Consider the following 21,914-nt stretch of genomic DNA (forward strand, 5'->3'; position numbering starts at 1 on the left):
CCATGACAGAAACCAGCTTCGCCTCTCTCAGCCCCACGCTGCTGGCCCGCAAGGGCGGCGCGAAGCCGGCCATGCGTCCGCAGATCGCGCCGCTTCATGGAGAGAGACCTGCAGGGGCCGCTGCACTTGCCGCCAATCTGGAGGACCTGGGATGGAACGACATGGGCGAGCCCTATGACGACCGTTCGCAGGAAACCGGCGGCTTCGCCGGCCTGACCCCCGCGCCCGAGCCCGCCGAGGACGCGGGCGCAGCGCATACCGCCATCGCCAAGCCCTCGCCCGCCAAGGTGCAGCAGGAAGAACTGGCGAGCCGGATCTCCGCCGCTGCCGAACCTTCCGAGCACCACGGCGCAAAGGCATCGGATGATGCTGCCCCGAAGACCGAAGCACGCATCGCCTCGTCTTCGCAGCAGCGCCGTTCCGCCATTTCGCAAGGCAAACGGGCCGCCTTTACGCTGCGCCTCGATGCAGAGCGTCACCTCAAGCTGCGCCTTGCCAGCACCGTCAAGGGACGCAGCGCCCAGCAATTGGTGACCGAAGCGCTGGACCGCCTGCTGGGCGAAATGCCCGAAATCGATTCGATGGCCGCGCAAGTGGCCAACAAGTGAACGCCCGAAGAAGCACTGCCCGAAGGGGAATGACAATGATCCGCAAGCAAAGCTTTACCCGCCTGGCCCTCACGAGCGCGATTGCGACCGTGGCTCTTGCCGGGTGCACCTCTGCGGGCGGACAGCGCGCAGACCTCGCCGCCAGCGACGCCCGCACCGCCATCGCCTCGGGCGAGGCGCAGGCTGCCGTCGCCAGCGCCGAAAGCGCCGTCGCGCAGGAACCGCGCAACGCAACCTACCGCGCCGTTCTTGGCGCAGCCTATCTCGACGCCGGACGTTTCCAGTCGGCAGCCACCGGGTTCGAGGATGCGATTACCCTAGGCGACACCAGCCCGCGCACCGCGCTCGGCTATTCGCTCGCACTGATCGGCGCCGGTGACCAGAACGCTGCTCTCGGCGTGCTGGAGGACTGGCGCGACAGCATTCCCGCCGCCGATCGCGGCCTCGCGCTGGCACTGGCCGGCGATGCGGATCGCGGCGTCCATGTCCTTGCCAGCACCCTGCGTGCCGGAAACAACACCGCGAAGGTTCGCCAGAACCTCGCCTATGCCTATGCCCTGCAGGGCAATTGGCGGGCGGCCCGCGTCATGGCGGCAGAAGACGTGCCGGGCGACATGCTCGACGCACGTCTGTCCGAATGGGCCAAGACGTCCACCGGCGATGCCCACCGCGAACGCGTGGCAGCTCTGCTGAACGTGCCGGTCCGGCGCGATAGCGGGATGCCTGCCGCCCTCGCTCTGAACGTCGCTCCCGGTGCCGAGCAGCAGATGGCCGAAGCCGCCGCGATGGCCCCTGCCCTTGCCGAAGCGTTCGAGCCGAAGGCCGTGCCTGCGACTGCCGGCGCCTCGCGCGAATTGCCGCCACTGGCCGAAATTTCCGCGCCGCGCGGTGACACTACGCCTGCGCGCGCTGCTGCGCAGCCCGTTTCGCAAGCTGTCCCGCAGGTCGCAGCCGTCGTGCCGCCTGCAACCAAGCCGGAAAGTTTCGAGGACGCCTTCGCAGCGCCCGCTCCGCAAGGTGCCACTGTCGCGCAGATCGCTCGCAGTGCCATCGAATTCGTCACCAGCCCGGTCGTCCAGACCATGCCCGTCCGCAATGGCGCAAAGCCGGAACCGGTCCGCAAGGTTGCTGCGCAGGCGTCGATTGCAGGCGGCGACAGCCACCTGGTGCAACTCGGCAGCTTCAATTCCGAAGCGGGAGCGAAGCGCGCATGGGGCATCTACGCCCAGCGCTATTCCCAGCTGTCCGACCACCAGATGGTCATCACGAAAGCCCGCGTTCGCGGCAAGATCTATTACCGCGTATCGGCGGCCGGCTTCGACAATGCCGGTGCCCGCTCCATGTGCTCCAGCGTCAAGTCCAACGGACAGGGCTGCATCACCTGGGCCCGCAACGCCCCGCTGCCCGGCGCCATCGATACGGGCGTCCGCATGGCGAGCCGCTGATACCGGACACGATACCCTGCATCCTTACGCAAGGGGGTTCTATCGCCCCTCCCGGCCCACATGCCGGGAGGGGCTTTTTTGTCTATGGATGAGATGGGCGAAAAGGCTGCCTAGAGTCGGCTGAAATCGAGATGGGCCGGCGGCTTCTCCGACAGCTGCGTGCACACATGCTCGAACACCGAGATGTGAAGTGGCTCGACGAATTCCACGCCGTTGACCTGGTTGTCCCACCAGCGAACCACGGCCGGGATCGGGCCGAACGTGCCCAGCCTCAGGGTGATGGGCGTTCCGGCCTTCATGGTGCCGAAGCGGTCGTAGAAACGGCATCCGGTCTGTGAAAGGTCGGTAATCCAGACGTCCTTCGGAACACCGGAGCCACGGCGATACCGCCCTTGCAGACCGACTTTCTGCCGATCCTGCCGGCGTCGTCCGATATCCGGATTGTCGCCATCATCGCGGGGATCATCATGTCCGGTCATCATCGCGGTGTATCTGTTCCTGTAATCCCGAGAAGTAAACGACGTTGGTTAAGGCTTTAATCCCTTGTCGCCCGTCGCGATACCGCCTTTCCACGTAGCGATGGACCGGCCCTGCATCGGCTGGCCGTCGAACGGCGTGTTTCCTGCAGCCGCTTCCATCTTGCGGCTGTCGACGATCCATGGCTTGTCCGGATCGACGAGGGTGAGGTCGGCTTCCGCCCCTTCGCGCAGGACGCCGGCCTCGGCGCCGAGCAGGCGGGCCGGGGCACCGCAGAGAAGGTCCGCCATGCGCGGCAGGTCGATGATGCCGTCGCGTACCAGTGTCAGCGTCAGCGCGAGCAGGGTTTCGGCCCCCGCCATCCCGGCGGCAGCATCGGCATAGGGCAGGCGCTTGTCCTCCGCCCCGCGCGGATCGTGACCGCTGGAGATGACGTCGATCGTACCGTCGGCAATGGCGGCGCGCACGGCCTGCCGGTCGCTCTCGCTGCGCAAGGGAGGCGACAGGCGGGCAAAGGTCCTGAAACCTGCCGTCTCCAGGTCGGACAGCATGAAATGCGCCGGGGTGACACCGGCCGTCACGGCCACGCCCCGCGCCTTCGCTGCCCGGACCAGGTCGAGCGCGGCGGACGTCGTGATCTGCCGGAAATGAACCCGCGCACCGGCCAGTTCCGCCAGTGCGATGTCGCGCGCAACCGCAATCGCTTCCGCTTCGGCAGGCGCGCTCGGCAGGCCGAGGCGGGTCGCCATTTCGCCTGCCGTCGCCGCGGCGCTTCCGGCCAGGCTGGCATCTTCGGCATGGGCGACCACGACCATGTCCAGCATGGCGGCATATTGCAGCACGCGCAGCATGGTCGCGCTGTCGGCGATCCATTGCCGTCCGGTTGCGATGCCGCGCGCACCGGCCTCGCGCATCAGGCCGATTTCGGCCAGTTTTTCGCCCGAAAGACCGCTGGTTGCAGCGGCCAGGGGATGGACCCAGAGGTCGGGCTTACCGCTTTTGGAAATATAGCTGACCCGGCTCGGCAGATCGAGCGGCGGCGACTGGTCGGGCATCAGCGCGGCGCGGGTGATGCCTCCGAAATGAAAGGCAGGCTTGTCCACCGCGAAGACGCCGAAATCGACGAGGCCCGGCATCAGCGTGCGGCCCTGCGCGTCGTGAATCTCGTCGCCATCGGCCGGGGCCGCATCCCCGACCGCAGAGATCAGTCCCCCGGCACAGCGCACGGCCCCTTCGGCGATACCGGCCGGGGTCACTACCTGCGCATTGGTGATGGTAAGCGCGCGCACCTGCTTCATACCCATTGCCCCCGGCCCCGCTCGCCCGACCAACCCTCCACGCCGCGCGCGCGGCGCGTCAGGATGTCGAGGCATGCCATGCGGATCGCCACGCCCATTTCCACCTGCCGCGTGATGATCGACCGATCGAGCCGGTCGGCCACGTCGCTGTCGATTTCCACCCCCCGGTTCATCGGTCCGGGGTGCATGACCAGCGCGTCAGGCGCGGCGCGGTCCAGCCGGGCCTGCGTCAGCCCGTAAAGGTGGTGATACTCGCGTTCGGACGGGATGAACTGCCCGCTCATCCGTTCCGACTGGAGCCGCAGCATCATCACGACGTCGCTGCCGTCCAGTGCCGCGTCGAAATCATGGAACGCCGTTGCTCCCATCCGTTCGATGGCGGCGGGCATCAGCGCGGGCGGCGCACAGACCCGAACGCTGGCCCCCATGGCCTGCAGGCACAGAATGTTGGACCGGGCCACGCGGCTGTGCAGGATGTCGCCGCAGATCGTGACGGTCAGCCCGGTGAAATCCTCCGCCCCTTCGCCGCGTTCCTCCAGCGCATGGCGCAGGGCCAGCGCATCGAGCAGGGCCTGCGTCGGATGCTCATGGCTGCCGTCGCCGGCATTCAGGACCGGGCAGTCCACCTTGCTCGCAATCAGGTCCACCGCCCCGCTCGACCCGTGGCGGATGACGATGGCATCGGCCCGCATGGCATTCAGCGTGATCGCCGTGTCGATCAGCGTCTCGCCCTTCTTCGTGCTGGAAGTGGCGGCATGCATGTTGACGACGTCCGCCCCCAGCCGCTTGCCCGCGATTTCGAAACTCAGCAGCGTGCGCGTGCTGTTCTCGAAGAAGGCGTTGATGATGGTGAGACCGGCAAGCTCTCCCGAATGCTTGTCCGACTGACGGTTCAGTTCGACCCACTGCTCCGCCTCGTCCAGCAGATAGAGGATTTCGTGCCGTTCCAGCTGCGCGATCCCGGTCAGGTCGCGGTGCGGGAATGCGTGCGCGCCCGCCGGATAGCGGTCGCCGTGGGGGGAGGAGCCTGCCGATGTCATCAAAGCGATGCCACTAGTCGAGGGCTGTGGCCCGCTCAAGGGGAAAGCGGTGGCGCGCCCGCGCCTTCCGTCCTATCTTTGACGAAAGACGGGCGCACGGGTCGCTGCCGGCGCCGTCCAGCAAGGAAATCCAATGGCATTCGCAAAATCGGTGTGGCGGCTCCTCGTGGGGGTGAAGGACGCGCTGGTGCTCGTCCTCCTGCTGCTGTTCTTCTTCGCGCTTTACGGCGTGCTGACTGCCCGCCCCTCGCCCGCGCAGGTCACCGAAGGCGCGCTGCTCGTGGAACTGAACGGCTACGTGGTGGAGGAGAAGACTCCGGTCGATCCGTTCGATGCGTTGCTGTCGGGCACCGCCCCGGTCGGCGAATACGACGTGCAGGACCTGGTCCACGCGCTGGACACGGCGGCGACCGACGAGCGGATCAGTTCGGTCGTGCTCGACCTGTCCGGCTTCCTGGGCGGCGGGCAGGCTCACCTGCAGGATATCGGCGCAGCGCTGGACCGGGTGCGCGCCGCGGAAAAGCCGGTCCTGACCTATGCCGTCGCCTATGCAGATGACGGCATGATGCTGGCATCCCACGCATCGGAGGTCTGGCTCGATCCGCTGGGCGGCGCCTTCATCGCCGGGCCCGGCGGCGAGCGGCTGTATTACGCAGGCCTGCTCGAACAGTTGAACATCAATGCCCGCGTCTACCGCGTGGGCACGTACAAGTCCGCAGTGGAGCCCTATCTCGAAACCGGCATGTCGGAGCCTGCGCGGGAAAACTACACCGCCCTCTACGAGGCCTTGTGGGAAGAGTGGCAGGCCCATGTGAAGAAGGCGCGCCCCCGGACCGACATCGAACGCGTCACGGCCGATCCCGCCGCGTGGGTCGAGGCATCGTCCGGCGATCTGGCGACAGCGGCGCTACAGGCCGGTCTGGTCGACAAGCTCGGCAACAAGGTCGAATTCGGCCAGCGCGTCGCGGAAATTTCCGGCGAAGACCCGTATGGCGATGCGCCCGGCAGCTACGCCTATTCCGAACTCGATCCCTGGCTGGCCGACAATCCGCGCGATACGGGCGGCAGCGCCATCGGCGTGGTCACGATCGCGGGCGAGATCGTGGACGGGGAAGCCGGCCCCGGCACGGCCGGAGGCGACCGGATCGCCGCCCTGCTGGACGATGCGCTGGAAGACGACCTCGCCGGTCTCGTCGTGCGGGTGGATTCGCCGGGCGGGTCCGTCCTCGCCAGCGAACTGATCCGGGAGGCAATCCTGCGGCACAAGGCGCGCGATATTCCCGTCGCGGTCAGCATGGCGAATGTCGCCGCCAGCGGCGGCTACTGGGTCTCGACCCCCGCCGACCGCATCTTTGCAGAGCCGGAGACGATTACCGGCTCTATCGGTATCTTCGCCGTCATTCCCACCTTCGAGGACCTGGCGGCCGAATATGGCGTCAATTCGGACGGGGTGCGCACCACGCCGCTTTCCGGACAGCCAGACCTGATCGGCGGCTTCACGCCGGAGGTCGATTCGATCCTGCAAAGCTCCATCAGCGATGGCTACACCGATTTCATCCGGCTGGTCGCCACCTCGCGCAATTTGTCGGAAGAGCAGGCCGACCGCATCGGCCAGGGCCGCGTATGGGATGGCGGTACGGCGCGGCAGATCGGCCTCGTCGACCAGTATGGCGGCCTGCACGAAGCCGCCGAATGGGTCGCCGCGCAGGCTGGCGTTGTCGATGACGGCTGGCATCTCACATTCCTGGGCGACGGGGAGGCGACCTACGACACGCTCCTTCGCTCTCTCGTCATGCCGGACGCGGCGCGGGCCGTGCCGCAGGATGTCTTCGCGCTGATGGCAAACCGGCAGGCAGGCACGCTGGACCGGCTGGAGGCGGACGCCTCGCGCCTGCTGACGACGCGCGGAATGCAGGCCTATTGCCTCGAATGCCCCACCCCGCCCGCGCGTGGTACTTTGCTGGCGGCGGCCGGATCGCGCGCAGGTTTCTGGCAGAAACTGGCCGCCCTGCTCGACTAGGGCGCAAAGCCCCCTTGCCAATCTCGCGCCGCAATGCCATTGGCGCGCCCTTCGCCGCGTGCATCGGCACAGCGAGCGGGCGCGTAGCTCAGTGGTAGAGCACACCCTTCACACGGGTGGGGTCGCAAGTTCAATCCTTGCCGCGCCCACCATTTGCCGGTCCGGCCGGAGCGGCGCTTTTCTCCAAATCTGACCTCGACCGCGGGGCGCTTTCTTCTGCCGGAGTGCCGCTATCGGTGCGGTATTTCTCGAACCAGGCGAGGGTGTAGTCGGTCTTTGCATTCAGCAATGACGGGCGGGCTGCGATGCCGTGGCTGGTTCCCGGAATCCGGACCATGGCGCTGGGTATCCGGCGCAATTGCAAGGCCTGGTAGAATTGCTCCGTCTCCGAGATCGGCGTGCGGTAGTCGACTTCGCCGGTGATCAGCATGGTCGGCGTTTCCACGTTTCCGACCAGCGACAGCGGCGAACGCTCCCAGTAATGGTCGAGATGCTCCCACGGAGGGCCGGGAAACTGGTTGGCGATCTGGCCGATATAGCTGTCCGCCGTCAGCACCTTCGATACCCAGTTGATGACCGGCTTGGCCGCCACGGCCGCATTGAACCTGTTGGTCAGCCCTACACCATAGGCGGTCGCTATCCCGCCGGCAGAGCCGCCTGCGATGAACAGGTTCTGCGGGTCGGCGACGCCGTTGTCGATCGCCCAGTCCACGGCCGACATGTGGTCTGCAAAGTCGTCGGGGCTCGAATACTTGTATTTCAGCAGGTTCGCGAATTCGCTGCCGTAGCCGATGGAGCCGCGGTGATTGTCGTAGACGACGACGTAACCTTCCGCCGCCATGCGCTGCAATTCGGCGGAGAAGTGCGGACCGTAGGCGAGGTGCGGCCCGCCATGGATCTCCAGTATCAGCGGATAGGCCTGGCCTTCGACATAGCCCGGCGGCGTGATCATCCAGCCCTGCACCTCCAGCCCGTCGAGCGAGGAGGCGTAGGTAAACGATCGTACCTCGCCCAGATCGCGCTGTGCCAGCAGGTCCTCGTTGAGCGACGTCAGCCTGCGCGTGCGGCCGCCGCGATAGGAATAGAGGTCCGCCGGACGCTGCGCGCTGCCCTTCGTGTAGACCAGCGCCCCGCCGCGCCCGGCATCGTAGGTTCCGCTGACATAGGGCCGGCCGACCGTGGTGCCGCCAATGCCTTCGACCAAGGTCGAGCGCCTGCCATCGGTGCGGACCGTGCCGACATTGTTCTCGCCCCGGTTCTGGTAGGTGAAGGCGATTTCCCGGTTGCCGAGCCATTGCACGTCCCCTGCGCGGCGGTCGAGATCGGGGGTCAGGTTGCGCGCGTTCCCGCCGCTACGATCCATCAGGTAGACATCGGTCGGCAGGAAAGGCTCAGGCTCGTTCCCGGTCCTGAGATAGGCGACCAGGCCCCCGTCCGGCGAGACGGCGGGGCTTTCCTCCACCCCTGCCTCCGCCGTCAGTTGCCGCAGCGCGCCCGTCGCCACATCGACCGAAAAAATGTCCGCTTCGCGCGATTGCAGTTCCCAACCGGCATTGCGGTTCGCCGAAAAGAGAATCTCGCGCCCGTCCGGGGTGAAGGACAGCTGGCCGCCATGGTTGAAATCGCCGCTGGTCAATTGCCGCGCCGTGCCTCCGTCCGCAGGAATGACGAACACGTGGTCGTAGGCGAGTTCGAGGAACCCCTCCCCGTTGGAGCGGTAGCGGGCACGGTCGATGACCTTGGGCGGCTCTGCCCAGCTTGCGCCCTCGGGTTTCTTCGGTGCGCGCACCAGCGCCTCGCTTTCGCCCTTCACCGCCATGGTGAAGGCAATAGCAGAACCATCGGGCGACCACGCAAGATTGACAGGGCCTTCCTCGAACGTCCCCAGAAGAGCGTCCCTGCCGCTATCCAGGTAATGCACGTAAAGGCCCGTGCGACCGGATGCGGACTTCAGATAGGCAATGCGTTCCCCATCGGGCGCCCATCGGGGCAAGCGATAGGAACCGCCATCGGCAAGCAGCGGCTCGTGCGAGGTGCCGGCAAGATCGACGATCCAGACCTGCGACACGGTGCGGTCGGTCATGATATCGTTGGACCGGCGCACATACAGCGCGCGGTCGCCGTCGGGTGAGATTTCCGGCTCGTCGGCCCATTCCAGTTCGAACACGTCCTCTGCCGTGAACAGGCGCGGGGCCTCTTGCGCGCAGACCGGCGCAGCCATCGCGGCGGCGAGACAGGCAGCCGATGCTGCGGCGGCGAAATACTGTTTCATAATCATCCCTAGACCCGAATGTCCTATTCTCTCTCGAAACGAGGGTGCGGCATGACTGCCGCCATGGCAACAGGACCGTGCGGGGCTTCGGGGGGATCGAGAGATTCCTCGGCTGCCGGGGAAAGGCGGGCGAGGTCCGCTGCTGTGTCGATGTCGGCCAGCATCCTGCCGGGTCCGCCATCTGTCGGCGCAATGGCCTGCGCCCCCGGCAGGTCGAGCGATGCCGCGCCCTTGTCGCCGGTAATGGACATGAGTGCGCCATATGTTTCAGGCGGAAATGCCGCCGGGCAGCCACGACGCCCGTCCGGATAGCGTGTGAACACCGTGCCCTTACCTTCGGCCAAGCGGGTAAGGTGCGCCGCCGTGACGAAGGGCATGTCGCCCAGCGCGATCACAATGCGGCTACATTTGCGCAAGGCATCGACTCCGGCGCGAATAGACGTCGACTGCCCCTCTTCCGCGCGAGTGTTCACGACGACCTGCCAGCCTTTGGGTGGGTCAAGGGCGCTGTCCTCTCGCACCACCAGCACCTTGCGCGCGATGCCGGATTCGCCGCACGCTTCCATCGCCCATGAAAGGAGCGGCCGGCCGGCGAGCGAAGCGCTCATCTTGTTGCCTCCGAACCGGCTGGCCTTGCCTGCGGCAAGCAGGATCAGGCCGACCCCGCCCTCATGCGCCATCGCGCATCCGGTCTTTCAGCCCCTCGTATTCTCCGACGATTTCCGACAGCACGGAAAGGGCGAGCGCTTCGGGCGTCTTGCATGACGGGATAAGGCCAACGGGGCTTCGCAGGCGAGCGATGCTGCCTTCATCGACTCCGCGCGCCAGCAGATCGACTGTGCGGCCGATACGCGCATTCTCGCCGCCTTGTGCGCCGATATAGAATGCGCTTCCCTCCAGCGCTTCCTCGATCAGGGCGAGTTCCCATTCATGGTCGTGGAACAGGAACACCGCCGCAGTCCATGGATCGGCCGGCGGAAGGCCCGAAGCCCTGCCGAGCATCAGGTCGTCGGGGGTAAAGGTCTCGATCCCGATACTCATGGCATCGGACAGACGGGCGAGCATCTCCAGCTCGGCTCCCTCGCCGAACGCGCGGATTGCCAGGCCGGGAAGGTAGCGTCGTTCGCTGAGCGGCGAGACCTGCGGAAGGGGAAGCGTGGCACTCCGCCGCTCTTCCAGATCGCGCATCGACCTGCGGCAGGCCCCGCGATCCGGTGACGGGTCCAGCACGATGTCCAGGCCGCCGCCGCACGGCAGCCGGAAATCGATGAAGTCCGAGCCGCGCCCGTAACGGCGCAGCACCGGCTCGCGCAGTTCGAGTATGTCGGCGGCGAGTTGCCGGTCGAGACACCTGTCGGCCAGGCTGCCTGCCGTCCGCCCGTCGGGATAGACGGCCAATTGCGCCCCCGCCCGGCGGGAGAAGCTGCCATCGATCCCGGCTACGGTGCAAAGGGCGACGCCTTCCTCACACGCCGCTGCCAACGCTGCGTGGTCACTGTCGGCGTGTGTGTCGGCGACACGCGGCCGTTGTGCAGCTAGCGTGCTCATTTCTGCATGGCAGCGAGGACGCGGTCGGGTGTCATCGGGTATTGGTACAACCGAACCCCGGCAGCATTATAGACCGCGTTGGCAATCGCCGCCGCGCCGCCGCACATGCCCAGCTCGCCGATACCCTTCGCCTGTATCGGGCTGGCGACCGGATCGCGTTCCTCGACCATGACGACTTCGACATCGGGAATGTCGCGGTGCACGGGCACGTGATATTCGGCAAGATCGCAGTTGACCAGATGCCCGTCTATGGGATCGAAATGCAGCGCTTCGGTCAGCGCCACCCCGATGCTCCACGTGATACCGCCAAGGCATTGCGAGCGCGCAGTCTTGGCATTCAGCACCCGCCCAAAGCCGAAAGCGCCCAGCATCCGGTCGACGCGGGTTTCCCCGGTGAAACGGTTGACCCGCACCTGAGCGAAGAATGCACCGAAGCCCGAAGCCGTGTAGTCGTCCGCGATGTCGCCGGGTTCGTAGTGGCCTTCCTCGGACAGGTCCGCGCCATGCAGCAATGCGACAAGGTCCTCCCCGCCTTCGATGGATCCGTTCGAAAGATGCAATTCGTCCGCCGATTTGCCGGCCTTTTCCGCAATGGCGTCGCGCAGGCCCCGGCAGGCGAGATAGACCGCCGATCCAGCCGACGCGGCCCCCCAGCTACCACCTGAGCCCGGCCCGCGAGGGTGCGCGGTATCGCCAAGGTCGACCAGCACCTTGTCCACCGGCAGGCCCAGCATCTCCCCGGCAATCTGCGCCAGGATGGTATAAGTCCCGGTGCCGATATCGGTCATGTCGGTCTCGACGATCGCGGTCCCGTCCGCCTTCAGCGTAACACGGGCCTTCGCCTCCCCGACGTTGTGGACCCGGGCGGCGCTGGCCATGCCGGTGCCGACCCACCATTCGCCTTCGCGCGTGTGGCGCGGGCTGCGGGCGCCGCTGTCCCAGCCGAAAGCCTCGGCGCCCTGCCGAAGGCATTCGGCCAGCTTGTGAGAGGAGAACGGCAGGCCCTGCTCGGGATCCTTCTCCGGAATGTTGCGCAGGCGGAATTCCACCGGGTCGAGCCCGGCTTTCTCCGCCATTTCGTCCATCGCCGCTTCGAGCGCCGGCATCCCGACCGCCTCACCGGGTGCGCGCACGGACCCTGCGGTCATGCGGTGAATGCGCGCAAGTTTCAGCTTCAGCGCGCGGTTCGGTGCGCCATAGAGGAAATGTGAGGATTGCAGGACCGGTTCGGCAAATTCCTCGCCGGGCAGGTTCGACACCAGCGCGTCATGGCCGAACGCCGTCAATTTGCCGTCGCTGCCACTGGCAAGCCGCAGGCGCTGCTTGGTTTCGGACCGCCGCATGACGGTCTGGAACACCTGCTGGCGGCTCATTACGACTCGCACCGGACGGCCAAGCTGCATCGCGGCGAGCGAAGCCGCGACCGTTTCCTCGCTGACGCCCAGCTTCGATCCGAAGCCGCCGCCGACAAAGCGCGAGAGGATACGAACCCTGTCTTCTTCCAGCCCCACCGCGTCGGCGAGTTCGGAGATGTTGTAGTTCAGCATCTGGAGCGAGGCGTGAACCGTCAGGTTTTCCCCGTCCCATTGCGCGATCGCGGCGTGCGGCTCCATCGCGGCGCTCGCATGGCCTTCGGTCTCGATCGTTACGTCGATGCTATTTTCGGCGGCGGACATGGCAGCGGCGAAATCGCCCTGGTCGATGGTATCGCCGTCCTGTTCTTCCGGCTCGACTGCTCCGGGGTCGAGCGCGGCGCCTTCCTTTGTGTTGTATTCGATCTCCAGATGTTTCGCGGCATCGCGGGCCTGTTCGAACGTCTCGGCCACGACGAGCGCGACCGGCTGCCCCCAGTAGCAGACCGTGCCGGGTTCCTGCTTGGGCGCTTCGTTGGCGGTGCCCTGGGCAGCGCGGGTTGTCATCCGCTCGTCCTCGATCACCGCAATGACGCCCGGCTTGTCCATGATGCCCGGCGCATTGATCGATTTCACTGTCCCGCGCGTAATGGTGGAAGTGACGATCACCCCTTCGGCAAGGTTCTCCACCGGGTATTCGGCAGCATAGGGGGCCGTGCCCGTGACCTTGGCCAGCCCTTCGACACGGGGCAACGGTTTGCCGATGATGCCCTGATTCATCCCGTCGAGGCGGTTTGCGCTGTCGGGCTCGTCCTGTTTGAGATGCGTGGTCATAGTTCGGTCTCCGTCGCCTCTGCCAGAACCGCCTTCAGCGTGCTCCGGGTCAGCGGGATCTTGAAATCGTTCTCGCCATATCCCTGCGCGTCTTCGAGCAGCAGGTCGGCAGCCTTGTCGAACAGCGCTTCGGACGGCTCTTTCCCGATAAGCAGCCCCGGCAGGCGGGCATCGTGCCACGGCTTGTGCGCAAGGCCGCCAAAGGCGAGGTCGGCGCGGGTGAACCGCCCGTCCTCCAGCGCCACGATCGCAGCAATCGAGACGAGCGCGAACGCATAGGACGACCGCTCCCGCACCTTCCGGTAAAGCTGCTTGCCCGGGACAGGCGCCGGCAGGATCACGCCGGTGATGATCTCGCCATCCTCCAGCACATTGTCCTTCCAGGGTGTATCGCCGGGCAGGCGGTGAAAGTCGCGGACCGGGACCGAGCGGCTATCCCCGCCCTCGCCTGCGATCTCGACCGTCGCATCCAGCGCGGACATCGCCACGGCCATGTCGCCGGGATAGGTCGCGATGCATTCCCGGCTCGTACCCAGCACGGCGTGAAGCCGCGCAATGCCCGGGATGGCCCCGCACCCGCTACCCGGTTCGCGCTTGTTGCAGGGCTGGTCGATATTCGTGAAGTAGAAGCAGCGGGTCCGCTGGCACAGGTTTCCGCCCGTGGTCGCCTTGTTCCGCAATTGCTGGGTCGCCCCGGCAAGGATGGCACGCGAGAGGACGGGATAGTCGGCCCGTACCCGCGCATGGTTTGCCGTAGCCGTATTGGTCGCCAGCGCTCCGATACGCAGGCCGCCATCGTCCATGTCCTCGATGGAGGTCATGCCCAGCCGGCCGATATCGACCAGCCGCGATGGTGCTTCCACCTGCAGCTTCATCAGGTCGAGAAGATTGGTCCCGCCGGCAATCGCCATGCTGTCCCCGGATGCGGTGAGCTGCGAACCGTGCTTGAGGCTGTCGGGGCGCTGGTAATCGAAAGGCCTCATGCCGCGCCCTCCTTCGCCGACGTGCCGGCCGCCGTTTCGCGAATGGCAGCAACGATATTCGCATAGGCCCCGCAGCGGCACAGATTGCCACTCATCCGCTCGCGGATTTCCTCGTCCGTCGCATCGACCGAGCCTTCGAGGTCGCCCGTCGCATCGCTTGGCCAGCCATTGGCGATCTCCTCCAGCATCGCCGTCGCGGCGCATATCTGGCCGGGCGTGCAATAGCCGCACTGGTACCCGTCATGTTCGACGAAGGCTTTCTGCAAGGCAGAGGGGTCGTCCGGCGTGCCCAGTCCCTCGATCGTGGTCACCTCGTCGCCGTCATGCATTGCTGCCAGCGTCAGGCAACTGTTGATCCGCATCCCGTTGACGATGACTGTGCACGCGCCGCACTGGCCATGATCGCAGCCCTTCTTCGTGCCTGTCAGGTGCAAATCGTGCCGCAGGAAGTCCAACAGCGTCGTCCGGGGGTCGCCTGGCAGGGGATGGGCTGTGCCATTGATACTGACGGTCACGAAAATCTCCTTCGTGAACCTAACCTGCAAGCGAGCCGATGGGTCCGGCGCGAAGCAAACCTTTTCGCCGCACCGCCCACAAACCCGTCATCCGGCGGATCACATACGAATGCAGATGGACGCTGGCCGAATTTGGAATACCATTCCCGATACAAGACAAATCATGGCGGCAGTCCCGACCGCCCGAGGGGGAAGATCATGGCACTGGCACCCGATTTCGCGGCAAACAGCGATTCCGATCCGGCAGGCAGAGGCGACACGCACATCAACGCGCCGGGCCTGCAATATTTCGTCTTCGGCCTCTTCTTCATCTTCGGCGGGATTACCTCGCTCAACGATGTCATCATCCCGAAGCTGAAAGAGCTTTTCACGCTCAATTACACGCAGGCCATGCTGGTCCAGTTCTGTTTCTTTGCAGCCTATCTCATTATCGGGATACCGGGCGCGAAGCTGGTCAAGAAGATCGGATACATGCGCGGCGCGGTGGCGGGCCTGCTGACCATGATGGTTGGCTGCCTGCTGTTCATCCCGGCCAGCCAGACGGCGACCTACGCCATCTTCCTGTTCGCCCTGTTCGTGCTGGCGAGCGGCGTCGTCATCGTGCAGGTCGTGGCCAATCCGCTGATCAGCCTGCTGGGCCCGCAAAAGACCGCGCATAGCCGCCTGACCTTCGCGCAGGCGTTCAATTCGCTGGGCACGACCGTCTTTCCGATCATCGGCGCGGCCGTCATCCTGGGCAGTCTGGCCAATGTGTCCGCAGACCAGCTGTCCGGGGCGCAGCTGCAGGCCTATCGCCAGGCGGGAAGCGAGGCGATCTGGCAGGGCTATCTCGGCGTTGCCGTCCTTATCGCGCTGGTCGCGGCCGCAGTATGGATGTTCCGCAACCGGCTGCAGGGCGAGAAGCACGGGGCATCGTCCGGACTGGCCGGGCTGGACCTGCTGAAGCGCGGACGCTTCGGATACGGCGCGCTGTGCATCTTCCTTTATGTCGGGGCCGAGGTTTCGATCGGGTCGATCATCATCAACTATCTTGCGCTGGAACGGGTGCTGGGCCAGCCGGAAAGCGTCATCGGGTGGATGATCGGATTGTATTGGGGCGGCGCGATGGTCGGGCGTTTCATCGGCTCTGCATTCCTGCGGATATTCTCGCCCGGCAAGATCCTCGCGTTCAATGCGGCCGGCGCAATTGCCCTCATCGCGATCAGTTCGCTCACCAACGGCACGGTGGCGGCCTATTCCCTGCTGGCGGTCGGCCTGATGAATTCGATCATGTTCCCGACGATCTTTTCGCTCGCCTGCGAGAAGCTGGGACCGCGCGCGGCGGACGGATCAGGCATCATCAATGTCGCAATCTTCGGCGGCGCGGTCGTGCCGCTGCTTTACGGGATTATCGCAGATGTCAGCGGCAGCCTGACCTTCGCCCTGGTCCTGCCCATCGCCTGCTATCTGGTCATCGGGGGTTTCGGCATTTTCGCCCGGCGCCCGGCCTGAGCCAAGCTCGCATTAAAAAGCCCGCCTTCCACATTGGAAGACGGGCTTTTTGCGTTGATACTGCCTACTTGATCAGACAGCGGCCTTCGGAAAATCGCCGTTCGCCGTGTCGACCTTCTTGGTGGGCGAGGTGCGCTCTCCGTTGTCGAGGACCTTCTTCATGATGTAGCCGCCGGCAGCCATCGCGGCCATTGCCGGCAGGCTGATGCGGCGCAGCACCATGGGCGCGATCACGCCAAGCGCTGCACCGGCGGGGCCGCCGATCGCGCTGGTTTTCTTGGCAGCCTGGCCGCCCACATATGCTCCGATAATCTTGCCGATCATTGTCGTATCTCCTTTGCCCTATCAACGACTTCGTCCTGATCGGGTTCCGGATAGGGCCCGCCGCGCACGGCGATTTTCTTCCGCTTCCGTGCTGAAACTGCGCGGCATATCGGTCCATTCGCCGCGTGCGTGGACGACGATGTCGCCTTCGGCCACGTCGTTGGCCGCATAGACGTCCCAATTGCGATGGATCATGTCGGGCGGTCCGAAGACGCGCACCGCATTCCAGTACCGGTCGTCCCTGAACCCCACGAAATGCACCAGCCGCGCCGGGCCCGGACGGGGCCGCGGACGCTCCGGAGCGCCCTCAGCGAACCCGTGCGGCACGCCTGTCATTGCCCGCACCGAAGGCGTTCTCCATCGGGACATCGAACGCCTCGATATAGGATCGCATGCGCTCCAGTACCTCGTCCGGCGTCAGCCCGAACATTTCGAGGCTGTAGCGGTGGGGTCTGCGCTTGAGCGCCTTGGCCCGTTCGACATAGTCTTCCATCGCCGGCACGGACGGTTCGATGTCGAGGTCGAGGAAGCGGTAGATCCGGTCCATGGTGCCGCGCCAGTCGCGGTCCATCTCGTCATACTGGACGTCGATCATCCGCTCTGCGGGAATGGATTTTCGCGCTTCCATCATCCGTTCGACCTGCAGATGGGTCTTGCGCAGCCATTCCCGGCCGATGGCACCTGGCTCGACATCGTCGGAATAGATGATGGTCTGGTTCCAGGCCAGGCTGGCGGCACTGCCCGTAACCTGCCGCGGGTCGCGGTGGGTGAAGATCAGCCGCGCATCGGGGAAGACGTTCAGCAGGGCGGGCAGGTCCAGCATGTGCTGCGGGGTCTTGAGGATCCATGGGCGGATGCTGCTGACCTGCTGGCTCCACCCGATCAGGCGGAGCTGGTCGGCCAGGTAGGCGTAGGCGGGCGTCGCATCCACGCTTTCGCACCATCGGCCATAGCTTGGCACCTGCCACTGCGCCTCGTGCTTCATGCCGTACATGCTGGCGACCAGCAGGCCGAGCTCTTCCTCGGGCTCCATCGGGCCAGTCGGATGGATCGACAGCGTGCGCGGATTGGCCAGCCGCGCGACCCGCATGATGCGCTTGGCAAGAAGGGGGCGGAAATCTTCGGCGCGCCCTTCCAGCACATCCTCGAAATCGCGGCGCGGCACGTGGCTGATCGTCTCGAAACTGCGCATGTGGCTGAAACGGTGGTCGCTGGCCAGCAGGCGGTGCAGCCGGGTCGTACCGGACCGCATGGGGCCGACGATCACCACCGGACTGCGCATCGGGCGTTCCAGGATTTCGGGATGCCGCTTGTACCAGTATTCGCTCAGCAGGCGGTGGAACAGGACCTGCCGGAATTGCAGCATGGCGGAAAAATCACCGGCGGCATTCAGCTTCGCCTCGCCCTCGATCGCCTCCAGCAGCTTCGCCAGCGGTTTTTCGAACCACGGGTCGCCGAAATCGTCCAGGCCGCCCGCCTGCTCGATCGCCTGCGCCTTCAGATGCTCTGCATCCAGCCGGGCAGGCGCGACTGCGCCCATCTTGCGGCCAAGGCGCACACCCTTATCCACGATGTCGATGAACGGGGTCCGGCGGGGCGGTACTGTAGGATTTGTTGCCAAGTATTCGTCCCTGCCTGAGCCAAGGCGCATTGCCATAGCCATAGAGGGCCAGCGTTCAAGGGCAGGCTATGTTCCTGCCAACAGGGCTTTACGCCGCACTTTTCATTTCACCGCTTGCGCGCCATAGCTTCGCGCCATGCATGATATACGCCTGATCCGTGACGATCCCGCCGCTTTCGACGCCGCCCTTGCCCGCCGGGGCCTGGAACCGCAATCCGCCCACCTGGTCGAACTGGACGAGAAGCGCCGCGCGCTGACCACGAAGGTGCAGGAAGGCCAGGCCCGCCGGAACGAAGCATCCAAGGCCATCGGTCAGGCGATGGGACAAGGCGATACGGAAAAGGCCGAAAGCCTGAAGGCCGAAGTCGCGCGGTTGAAACAGGACATGCCCGCGCTGGAGGAAGAGGCAAAGGTGCTGGACGCTGAGCTTCGCGATGCGCTGGCCCGCATTCCGAACCTGCCTGCAGACGATGTGCCGCAGGGCAAGGACGAGGCGGACAATGTCGAGCTGTCGACATGGGGCGATAAACCGCAATTCGACTTCGAGCCGAAGGAACACGCCGATTTCGCGCCCGCGCTGGGCATGGACTTCGAAACCGGTGCGAATATCTCCGGCGCGCGCTTTACCTTCCTGCGCGGCGACATGGCGCGGCTGCACCGGGCGCTGGGCCAGTTCATGCTGGACCGCCAGACGCGCGAAAACGGCTACACCGAATGCAACCCGCCCGTACTGGTCCGCGACGAGGCGATGTACGGCACCGACAAACTGCCGAAGTTTGCCGAGGACAGCTTTCGCACGACCGACGATCGCTGGCTCATCCCCACATCCGAAGTCAGTCTGACCAGTTCGGTCATGGGCGAAATCCTGGGCGAAGATGCCCTGCCCCAGCGGCTTACCGCGCTGACCCTGTGCTTCCGCTCCGAAGCCGGCAGCGCAGGGCGCGATACGCGGGGGTTCATCCGCCAGCACCAGTTCGAGAAGTGCGAGCTCGTCTCCATCGTGAAGCCGGAGGACAGCGAGGCCGAGCACGAGCGGATGACCGAGGCGGCCGAAGGTATCCTGCAAGCGCTCGGCCTGCCCTATCGCAAGATGCTGCTATGCACTGGCGACATGGGCTTCGGCGCGCGCAAGACCTATGATCTGGAGGTCTGGCTGCCGGGACAGGATGCCTACCGCGAGATCAGTTCCTGCTCCAATACAGGCGATTTCCAGGCGCGGCGGATGAATGCGCGCTACCGGCCTGAAGGCTCCAAGAAGACCGAATTCGTCCACACGCTCAACGGCTCCGGCCTCGCGGTCGGGCGCACGCTGGTCGCCGTGCTGGAGAACTACCAGCAGGCCGATGGCAGCGTCGCTGTCCCCGAAGTGCTGGCCCCCTATATGGGCGGTGTCACGAAGCTGGAGCCGCGCGCATGAAGATCCTGCTGACCAATGACGACGGCATACGCGCGCCGGGGCTGGAGGTGCTGGAGGCCATAGCGCGCGAATTTTCCGACGACATCTGGATCTGCGCCCCGGACGAGGAACAGTCCGGCATGGGCCATGCCCTCACCCTCACCCGCCCGGTTCGCCTGCGCCAGCACGGGGAAAAGCGTTTTTCCGTCACCGGCACCCCGACCGACAGCGTGACGATGGGGATGCGCAAGGTGATGGACGGCCCGCCGGACCTGATCCTGTCGGGCGTCAATCGCGGTGCCAATCTGGGGGACGACGTCACCTATTCGGGCACGGTATCTGCCGCGATCGAGGGCGCGCTGGCCGGAATCCGATCGATCGCGCTGAGCCAGGTGACCAGCCGGGAAGGCGCTGCCGACAGCGACACTTTCGATGCCGCGCGCAAATGGGGCGCGAAGGTCGTGGCCCCGCTGCTGGAGACGCCGCTTCCCACGCGCACGCTGATCAATGTGAACTTTCCGCCCCTGCCCGGAGCCGAGGTGAAGGGAATTCGCGCCGTACGGCAGGGTTTTCACGACTACTCGCGCGGAACGGTCGTCGAAGGGCGTGACCCGCGCGGCTTCACCTATTACTGGTTCGGATTGCAGGCGATCGAGCACACGCTGGATCACGGCACCGACCTTGAAGCCATCGACGAGGGGTATATCGCAGTGACGCCTTTGCAACTGGACCTGACCCATCACGCCTCGCTCGGCGATCTGGGGGAGCGTTTCTCGTGATGCTGCGGCCCCTGCTCGCCGCCGCTGCCGCAACCGCGCTGCTGGCAGGCACTGCCGCCGCCAATCCGCGGACCGAAACCGTCCACACGGTCGAGGAAGGCGAAACGCTGGGCGGCATCGCCAACCGCGCCGGGGTTTCAGCATCGGTCATCGCTGCAGCGAACGGGCTCGTCGAACCCTACGACGTGCAGAAGGGGCAGAAACTCGCCATCCCCCGCCAGCGTATCTACACCGTGAAGGCCGGCGATACGCTGGGCGGCATTGCCAACCGGACGGGCGTTGCCGCGCAGAACATCGCCATTGCCAACGGTCTGGACGATGGCAATGCGATCCGGGTCGGCCAGAAATTGATCATCCCGGCGCAGGTATCCATTGCCGTGCGCCCGCAGGCGCCGCGATCCGAACCTTATTTCCGCTGGCCGCATGACGGGCGCGTAATGCTGGGCTTCGGACGCGGGCATGACGGGATCGACATAGAAACCGGCATGGCGGACATGGTGCGCGCGGCGGCCAGCGGCACGGTCGTCTTCGCAGCGCCTGAGAAAACCCGTTTCGGCCGTCAGGTCCTGATCGATCACGGCAATGGCTGGCAAACCAGTTACGGCCACCTCTCGCGCATTACCGTGAAGAAGGGCGACGTCATCAAGACGGGCGAGCGGATCGGCCTGTCGGGCGATGCCGGTGTCGCCACCCGGCCCGAACTGCATTTCGCAATCCGCCACAACGGCCGCGACGTCGATCCGGCAAGCAAATTGCCGCGCCGTGGCAATTGAGCTAACCGCCTGCGAATGGCGGTAAAACCCGAATGAGCGACCAGATCGAGCGGATTGGCGAAGGCGCCGGACGGCGTCATTACAAGGGCCCGCGTTTCCAGCCGCTGCGCCGCGCGGTCGACATACCCGTATGGGGCGATCTCGGCATCCGGCTGGGGCTGGCGATCTTCCTGATCGCAATCGTGGTCATGATCCACTGGTGGGACCGCGGCGGCCTGGTCGACAATCTCGACGGCGAAGTCAGCTTCACCGACGTGATCTATTTCACCATGATCTCCATCACCACGACAGGTTTCGGCGACATCGCGCCCATAACCGACCGCGCCAGGCTGGTGGAGGCGGTGATCGTGACGCCGATCCGCTTCGCGGTGTTCTTCATCTTCGTCGGCACGGCCTACAATTTCATCATCAAACGCAGTTGGGAGAGCTTCCGCATGGCGCGTATCCAGGAACAGCTATCGGATCATATCGTCGTGCTGGGCTATGGCGTCTCCGGCTCCGAAGCGGTGGCAGAACTGATTGAGCGGGGGACCGACCCGGCGCAGATCGTGGTCGTCGATCCGAGCGAGGAACGGCTGGCAGAGGCCGAGGCGCAAGGCTGCAACGTCATGACCGCCGATGCCACCCGCGACGGCACGCTGCGCGCCGTGCGGATCGAAAAGGCGCAGAACGTGCTGGTTTCGGCAGGGCGCGACGACACCTCGATCCTGATCGTGCTGACCGTGCGGGCGCTGGCCCCCAACGTGCCGATCAGCATGGTGGTGCGGGCGGACGACAACGAGCACATCGCCCGCCAGGCCGGGGCCAACAATGTCATCAACCCCGTCCGATTTACCGGCCTGCTGCTGGCCGGCAGTGCCAAGGGCGCGCATATCGCCGAATACCTGGCAGATCTCGCCTCCGTCTCGGGACGGGTCCAGCTGGTAGAGCGGGAAGTGACGGACGAGGAATGCGGCTGCGCTATCAACGAGCTGCCGACGGGTGGCCGCGGCTTGCGCGTTTATCGCAACGGCAGGGCACTGGGCTTCTGGGAAGACGAATGCCAGAACCTGCAGAAAGGCGACATCATCGTGGAAATCGTGCCCACGCCCTCGGGCGAGGAACGCGGCGACGGCCACAATGGCCGCCACGAATGATG

Annotated in this window: 20 protein-coding genes and 1 tRNA gene; 9 read left to right on the forward strand and 12 right to left on the reverse strand. The window is 65.5% G+C overall.

All coding sequences use genetic code 11. From position 1 onward, the window contains the following. The first annotated feature begins 2 nt into the window (after positions 1-2). Positions 3-608, forward strand: coding sequence for a hypothetical protein (locus ACGHJ7_RS07630; RefSeq protein ID WP_390476039.1), 606 nt, complete (start codon positions 3-5; stop codon positions 606-608). 35 nt (positions 609-643) lie between these two features. Continuing rightward, the gene (locus ACGHJ7_RS07635) at positions 644-2,053 is read left to right on the forward strand and encodes an SPOR domain-containing protein (RefSeq protein ID WP_390476041.1); all 1,410 of its coding nucleotides are present in this window, start codon (positions 644-646) and stop codon (positions 2,051-2,053) included. Positions 2,054-2,163: 110 nt separating this feature from the next. Here ACGHJ7_RS07635 and ACGHJ7_RS07640 read toward each other — a convergent pair whose 3' ends face one another. From ACGHJ7_RS07640 to ACGHJ7_RS07650, 3 genes are read right to left on the reverse strand one after another with little or no spacing between them, the layout of a single operon-like run. Then, entirely contained in the window at positions 2,164-2,535 is a 372-nt protein-coding gene (locus ACGHJ7_RS07640) for a PilZ domain-containing protein (RefSeq protein WP_390476042.1), read from the reverse strand. 45 nt (positions 2,536-2,580) lie between these two features. Further along, on the reverse strand, positions 2,581-3,828 hold the full coding sequence (locus ACGHJ7_RS07645) for a dihydroorotase family protein (RefSeq protein ID WP_390476293.1): 1,248 nt from the start codon (positions 3,826-3,828) through the stop codon (positions 2,581-2,583). Next, positions 3,825-4,868: an aspartate carbamoyltransferase catalytic subunit gene (locus tag ACGHJ7_RS07650; protein ID WP_390476044.1), complete on the reverse strand. Its 1,044-nt coding sequence runs from the start codon at positions 4,866-4,868 to the stop codon at positions 3,825-3,827. The genes ACGHJ7_RS07645 and ACGHJ7_RS07650 overlap by 4 nt, the downstream gene beginning before the upstream one ends. A 133-nt stretch (positions 4,869-5,001) precedes the next feature. Here ACGHJ7_RS07650 and sppA point away from each other — a divergent pair, with 133 nt between their 5' ends. Together sppA and ACGHJ7_RS07660 are read left to right on the forward strand one after the other, a co-directional pair. Beyond that, positions 5,002-6,888, forward strand: coding sequence for a signal peptide peptidase SppA (gene sppA, locus ACGHJ7_RS07655; protein ID WP_390476046.1), 1,887 nt, complete (start codon positions 5,002-5,004; stop codon positions 6,886-6,888). Positions 6,889-6,965: 77 nt separating this feature from the next. Continuing rightward, positions 6,966-7,040: transfer RNA gene (locus tag ACGHJ7_RS07660), tRNA-Val, on the forward strand. Here ACGHJ7_RS07660 and ACGHJ7_RS07665 read toward each other — a convergent pair. The 6 genes from ACGHJ7_RS07665 to ACGHJ7_RS07690 are packed head-to-tail and all read right to left on the reverse strand — an operon-like array spanning position 7,019 to position 14,392. Next, a complete protein-coding gene (locus ACGHJ7_RS07665; protein ID WP_390476048.1) occupies positions 7,019-9,166 on the reverse strand; it encodes a S9 family peptidase in 2,148 nt (715 codons plus the stop codon). The genes ACGHJ7_RS07660 and ACGHJ7_RS07665 overlap by 22 nt on opposite strands. Before the next feature lie 17 nt (positions 9,167-9,183). After that, complete coding sequence (locus ACGHJ7_RS07670) at positions 9,184-9,840, reverse strand: NTP transferase domain-containing protein (RefSeq protein WP_390476050.1); 657 nt, start codon at positions 9,838-9,840, stop codon at positions 9,184-9,186. After that, positions 9,830-10,708, reverse strand: coding sequence for an XdhC family protein (locus ACGHJ7_RS07675; RefSeq protein WP_390476051.1), 879 nt, complete (start codon positions 10,706-10,708; stop codon positions 9,830-9,832). Before ACGHJ7_RS07675 ends, ACGHJ7_RS07670 begins: the two co-directional genes overlap by 11 nt. Continuing rightward, positions 10,705-12,894 carry a xanthine dehydrogenase family protein molybdopterin-binding subunit gene (locus ACGHJ7_RS07680; RefSeq protein WP_390476053.1) on the reverse strand — a complete coding sequence of 730 codons (2,190 nt, stop codon included), beginning with the start codon at positions 12,892-12,894 and terminating at the stop codon, positions 10,705-10,707. The genes ACGHJ7_RS07675 and ACGHJ7_RS07680 overlap by 4 nt, the downstream gene beginning before the upstream one ends. Then, positions 12,891-13,877, reverse strand: coding sequence for an FAD binding domain-containing protein (locus ACGHJ7_RS07685; RefSeq protein WP_390476055.1), 987 nt, complete (start codon positions 13,875-13,877; stop codon positions 12,891-12,893). Before ACGHJ7_RS07685 ends, ACGHJ7_RS07680 begins: the two co-directional genes overlap by 4 nt. Then, a complete protein-coding gene (locus tag ACGHJ7_RS07690) occupies positions 13,874-14,392 on the reverse strand; it encodes a 2Fe-2S iron-sulfur cluster-binding protein (RefSeq protein ID WP_390476057.1) in 519 nt (172 codons plus the stop codon). Before ACGHJ7_RS07690 ends, ACGHJ7_RS07685 begins: the two co-directional genes overlap by 4 nt. A gap of 198 nt (positions 14,393-14,590) precedes the next feature. On the opposite strand from ACGHJ7_RS07690, the gene ACGHJ7_RS07695 reads away from it, so the two are divergent. Then, positions 14,591-15,883 (forward strand): sugar MFS transporter, encoded by a 1,293-nt coding sequence (locus ACGHJ7_RS07695; RefSeq protein WP_390476059.1) that lies wholly within the window; start codon positions 14,591-14,593, stop codon positions 15,881-15,883. 72 nt (positions 15,884-15,955) lie between these two features. Here the strand turns inward: ACGHJ7_RS07695 and ACGHJ7_RS07700 are convergent, their stop codons facing one another. From ACGHJ7_RS07700 to ACGHJ7_RS07710, 3 genes are read right to left on the reverse strand one after another with little or no spacing between them, the layout of a single operon-like run. Next, positions 15,956-16,207: a hypothetical protein gene (locus tag ACGHJ7_RS07700; protein WP_390476061.1), complete on the reverse strand. Its 252-nt coding sequence runs from the start codon at positions 16,205-16,207 to the stop codon at positions 15,956-15,958. Between the two features lie 21 nt (positions 16,208-16,228). Next, on the reverse strand, positions 16,229-16,543 hold the full coding sequence (locus ACGHJ7_RS07705; RefSeq protein ID WP_390476063.1) for a hypothetical protein: 315 nt from the start codon (positions 16,541-16,543) through the stop codon (positions 16,229-16,231). Continuing rightward, positions 16,515-17,828 carry a sulfotransferase family protein gene (locus ACGHJ7_RS07710; RefSeq protein WP_390476065.1) on the reverse strand — a complete coding sequence of 438 codons (1,314 nt, stop codon included), beginning with the start codon at positions 17,826-17,828 and terminating at the stop codon, positions 16,515-16,517. Before ACGHJ7_RS07710 ends, ACGHJ7_RS07705 begins: the two co-directional genes overlap by 29 nt. A gap of 136 nt (positions 17,829-17,964) precedes the next feature. On the opposite strand from ACGHJ7_RS07710, the gene serS reads away from it, so the two are divergent. The 4 genes from serS to ACGHJ7_RS07730 are packed head-to-tail and all read left to right on the forward strand — an operon-like array spanning position 17,965 to position 21,912. Continuing rightward, a complete protein-coding gene (gene serS / locus ACGHJ7_RS07715) occupies positions 17,965-19,245 on the forward strand; it encodes a serine--tRNA ligase (protein ID WP_390476067.1) in 1,281 nt (426 codons plus the stop codon). Further along, positions 19,242-20,003, forward strand: coding sequence for a 5'/3'-nucleotidase SurE (gene surE / locus ACGHJ7_RS07720; RefSeq protein WP_390476070.1), 762 nt, complete (start codon positions 19,242-19,244; stop codon positions 20,001-20,003). Before serS ends, surE begins: the two co-directional genes overlap by 4 nt. Continuing rightward, positions 20,003-20,776, forward strand: a complete 774-nt coding sequence (locus ACGHJ7_RS07725) for a peptidoglycan DD-metalloendopeptidase family protein (protein WP_390476295.1) — start codon at positions 20,003-20,005, stop codon at positions 20,774-20,776. Before surE ends, ACGHJ7_RS07725 begins: the two co-directional genes overlap by 1 nt. A gap of 32 nt (positions 20,777-20,808) precedes the next feature. Then, positions 20,809-21,912, forward strand: coding sequence for a potassium channel family protein (locus ACGHJ7_RS07730; protein ID WP_390476072.1), 1,104 nt, complete (start codon positions 20,809-20,811; stop codon positions 21,910-21,912). Positions 21,913-21,914 lie beyond the last annotated feature (2 nt).

The organism is Altererythrobacter sp. MTPC7 (assembly GCF_042851395.1).
In the GTDB taxonomy this organism is placed as follows: domain Bacteria; phylum Pseudomonadota; class Alphaproteobacteria; order Sphingomonadales; family Sphingomonadaceae; genus CAJXSN01.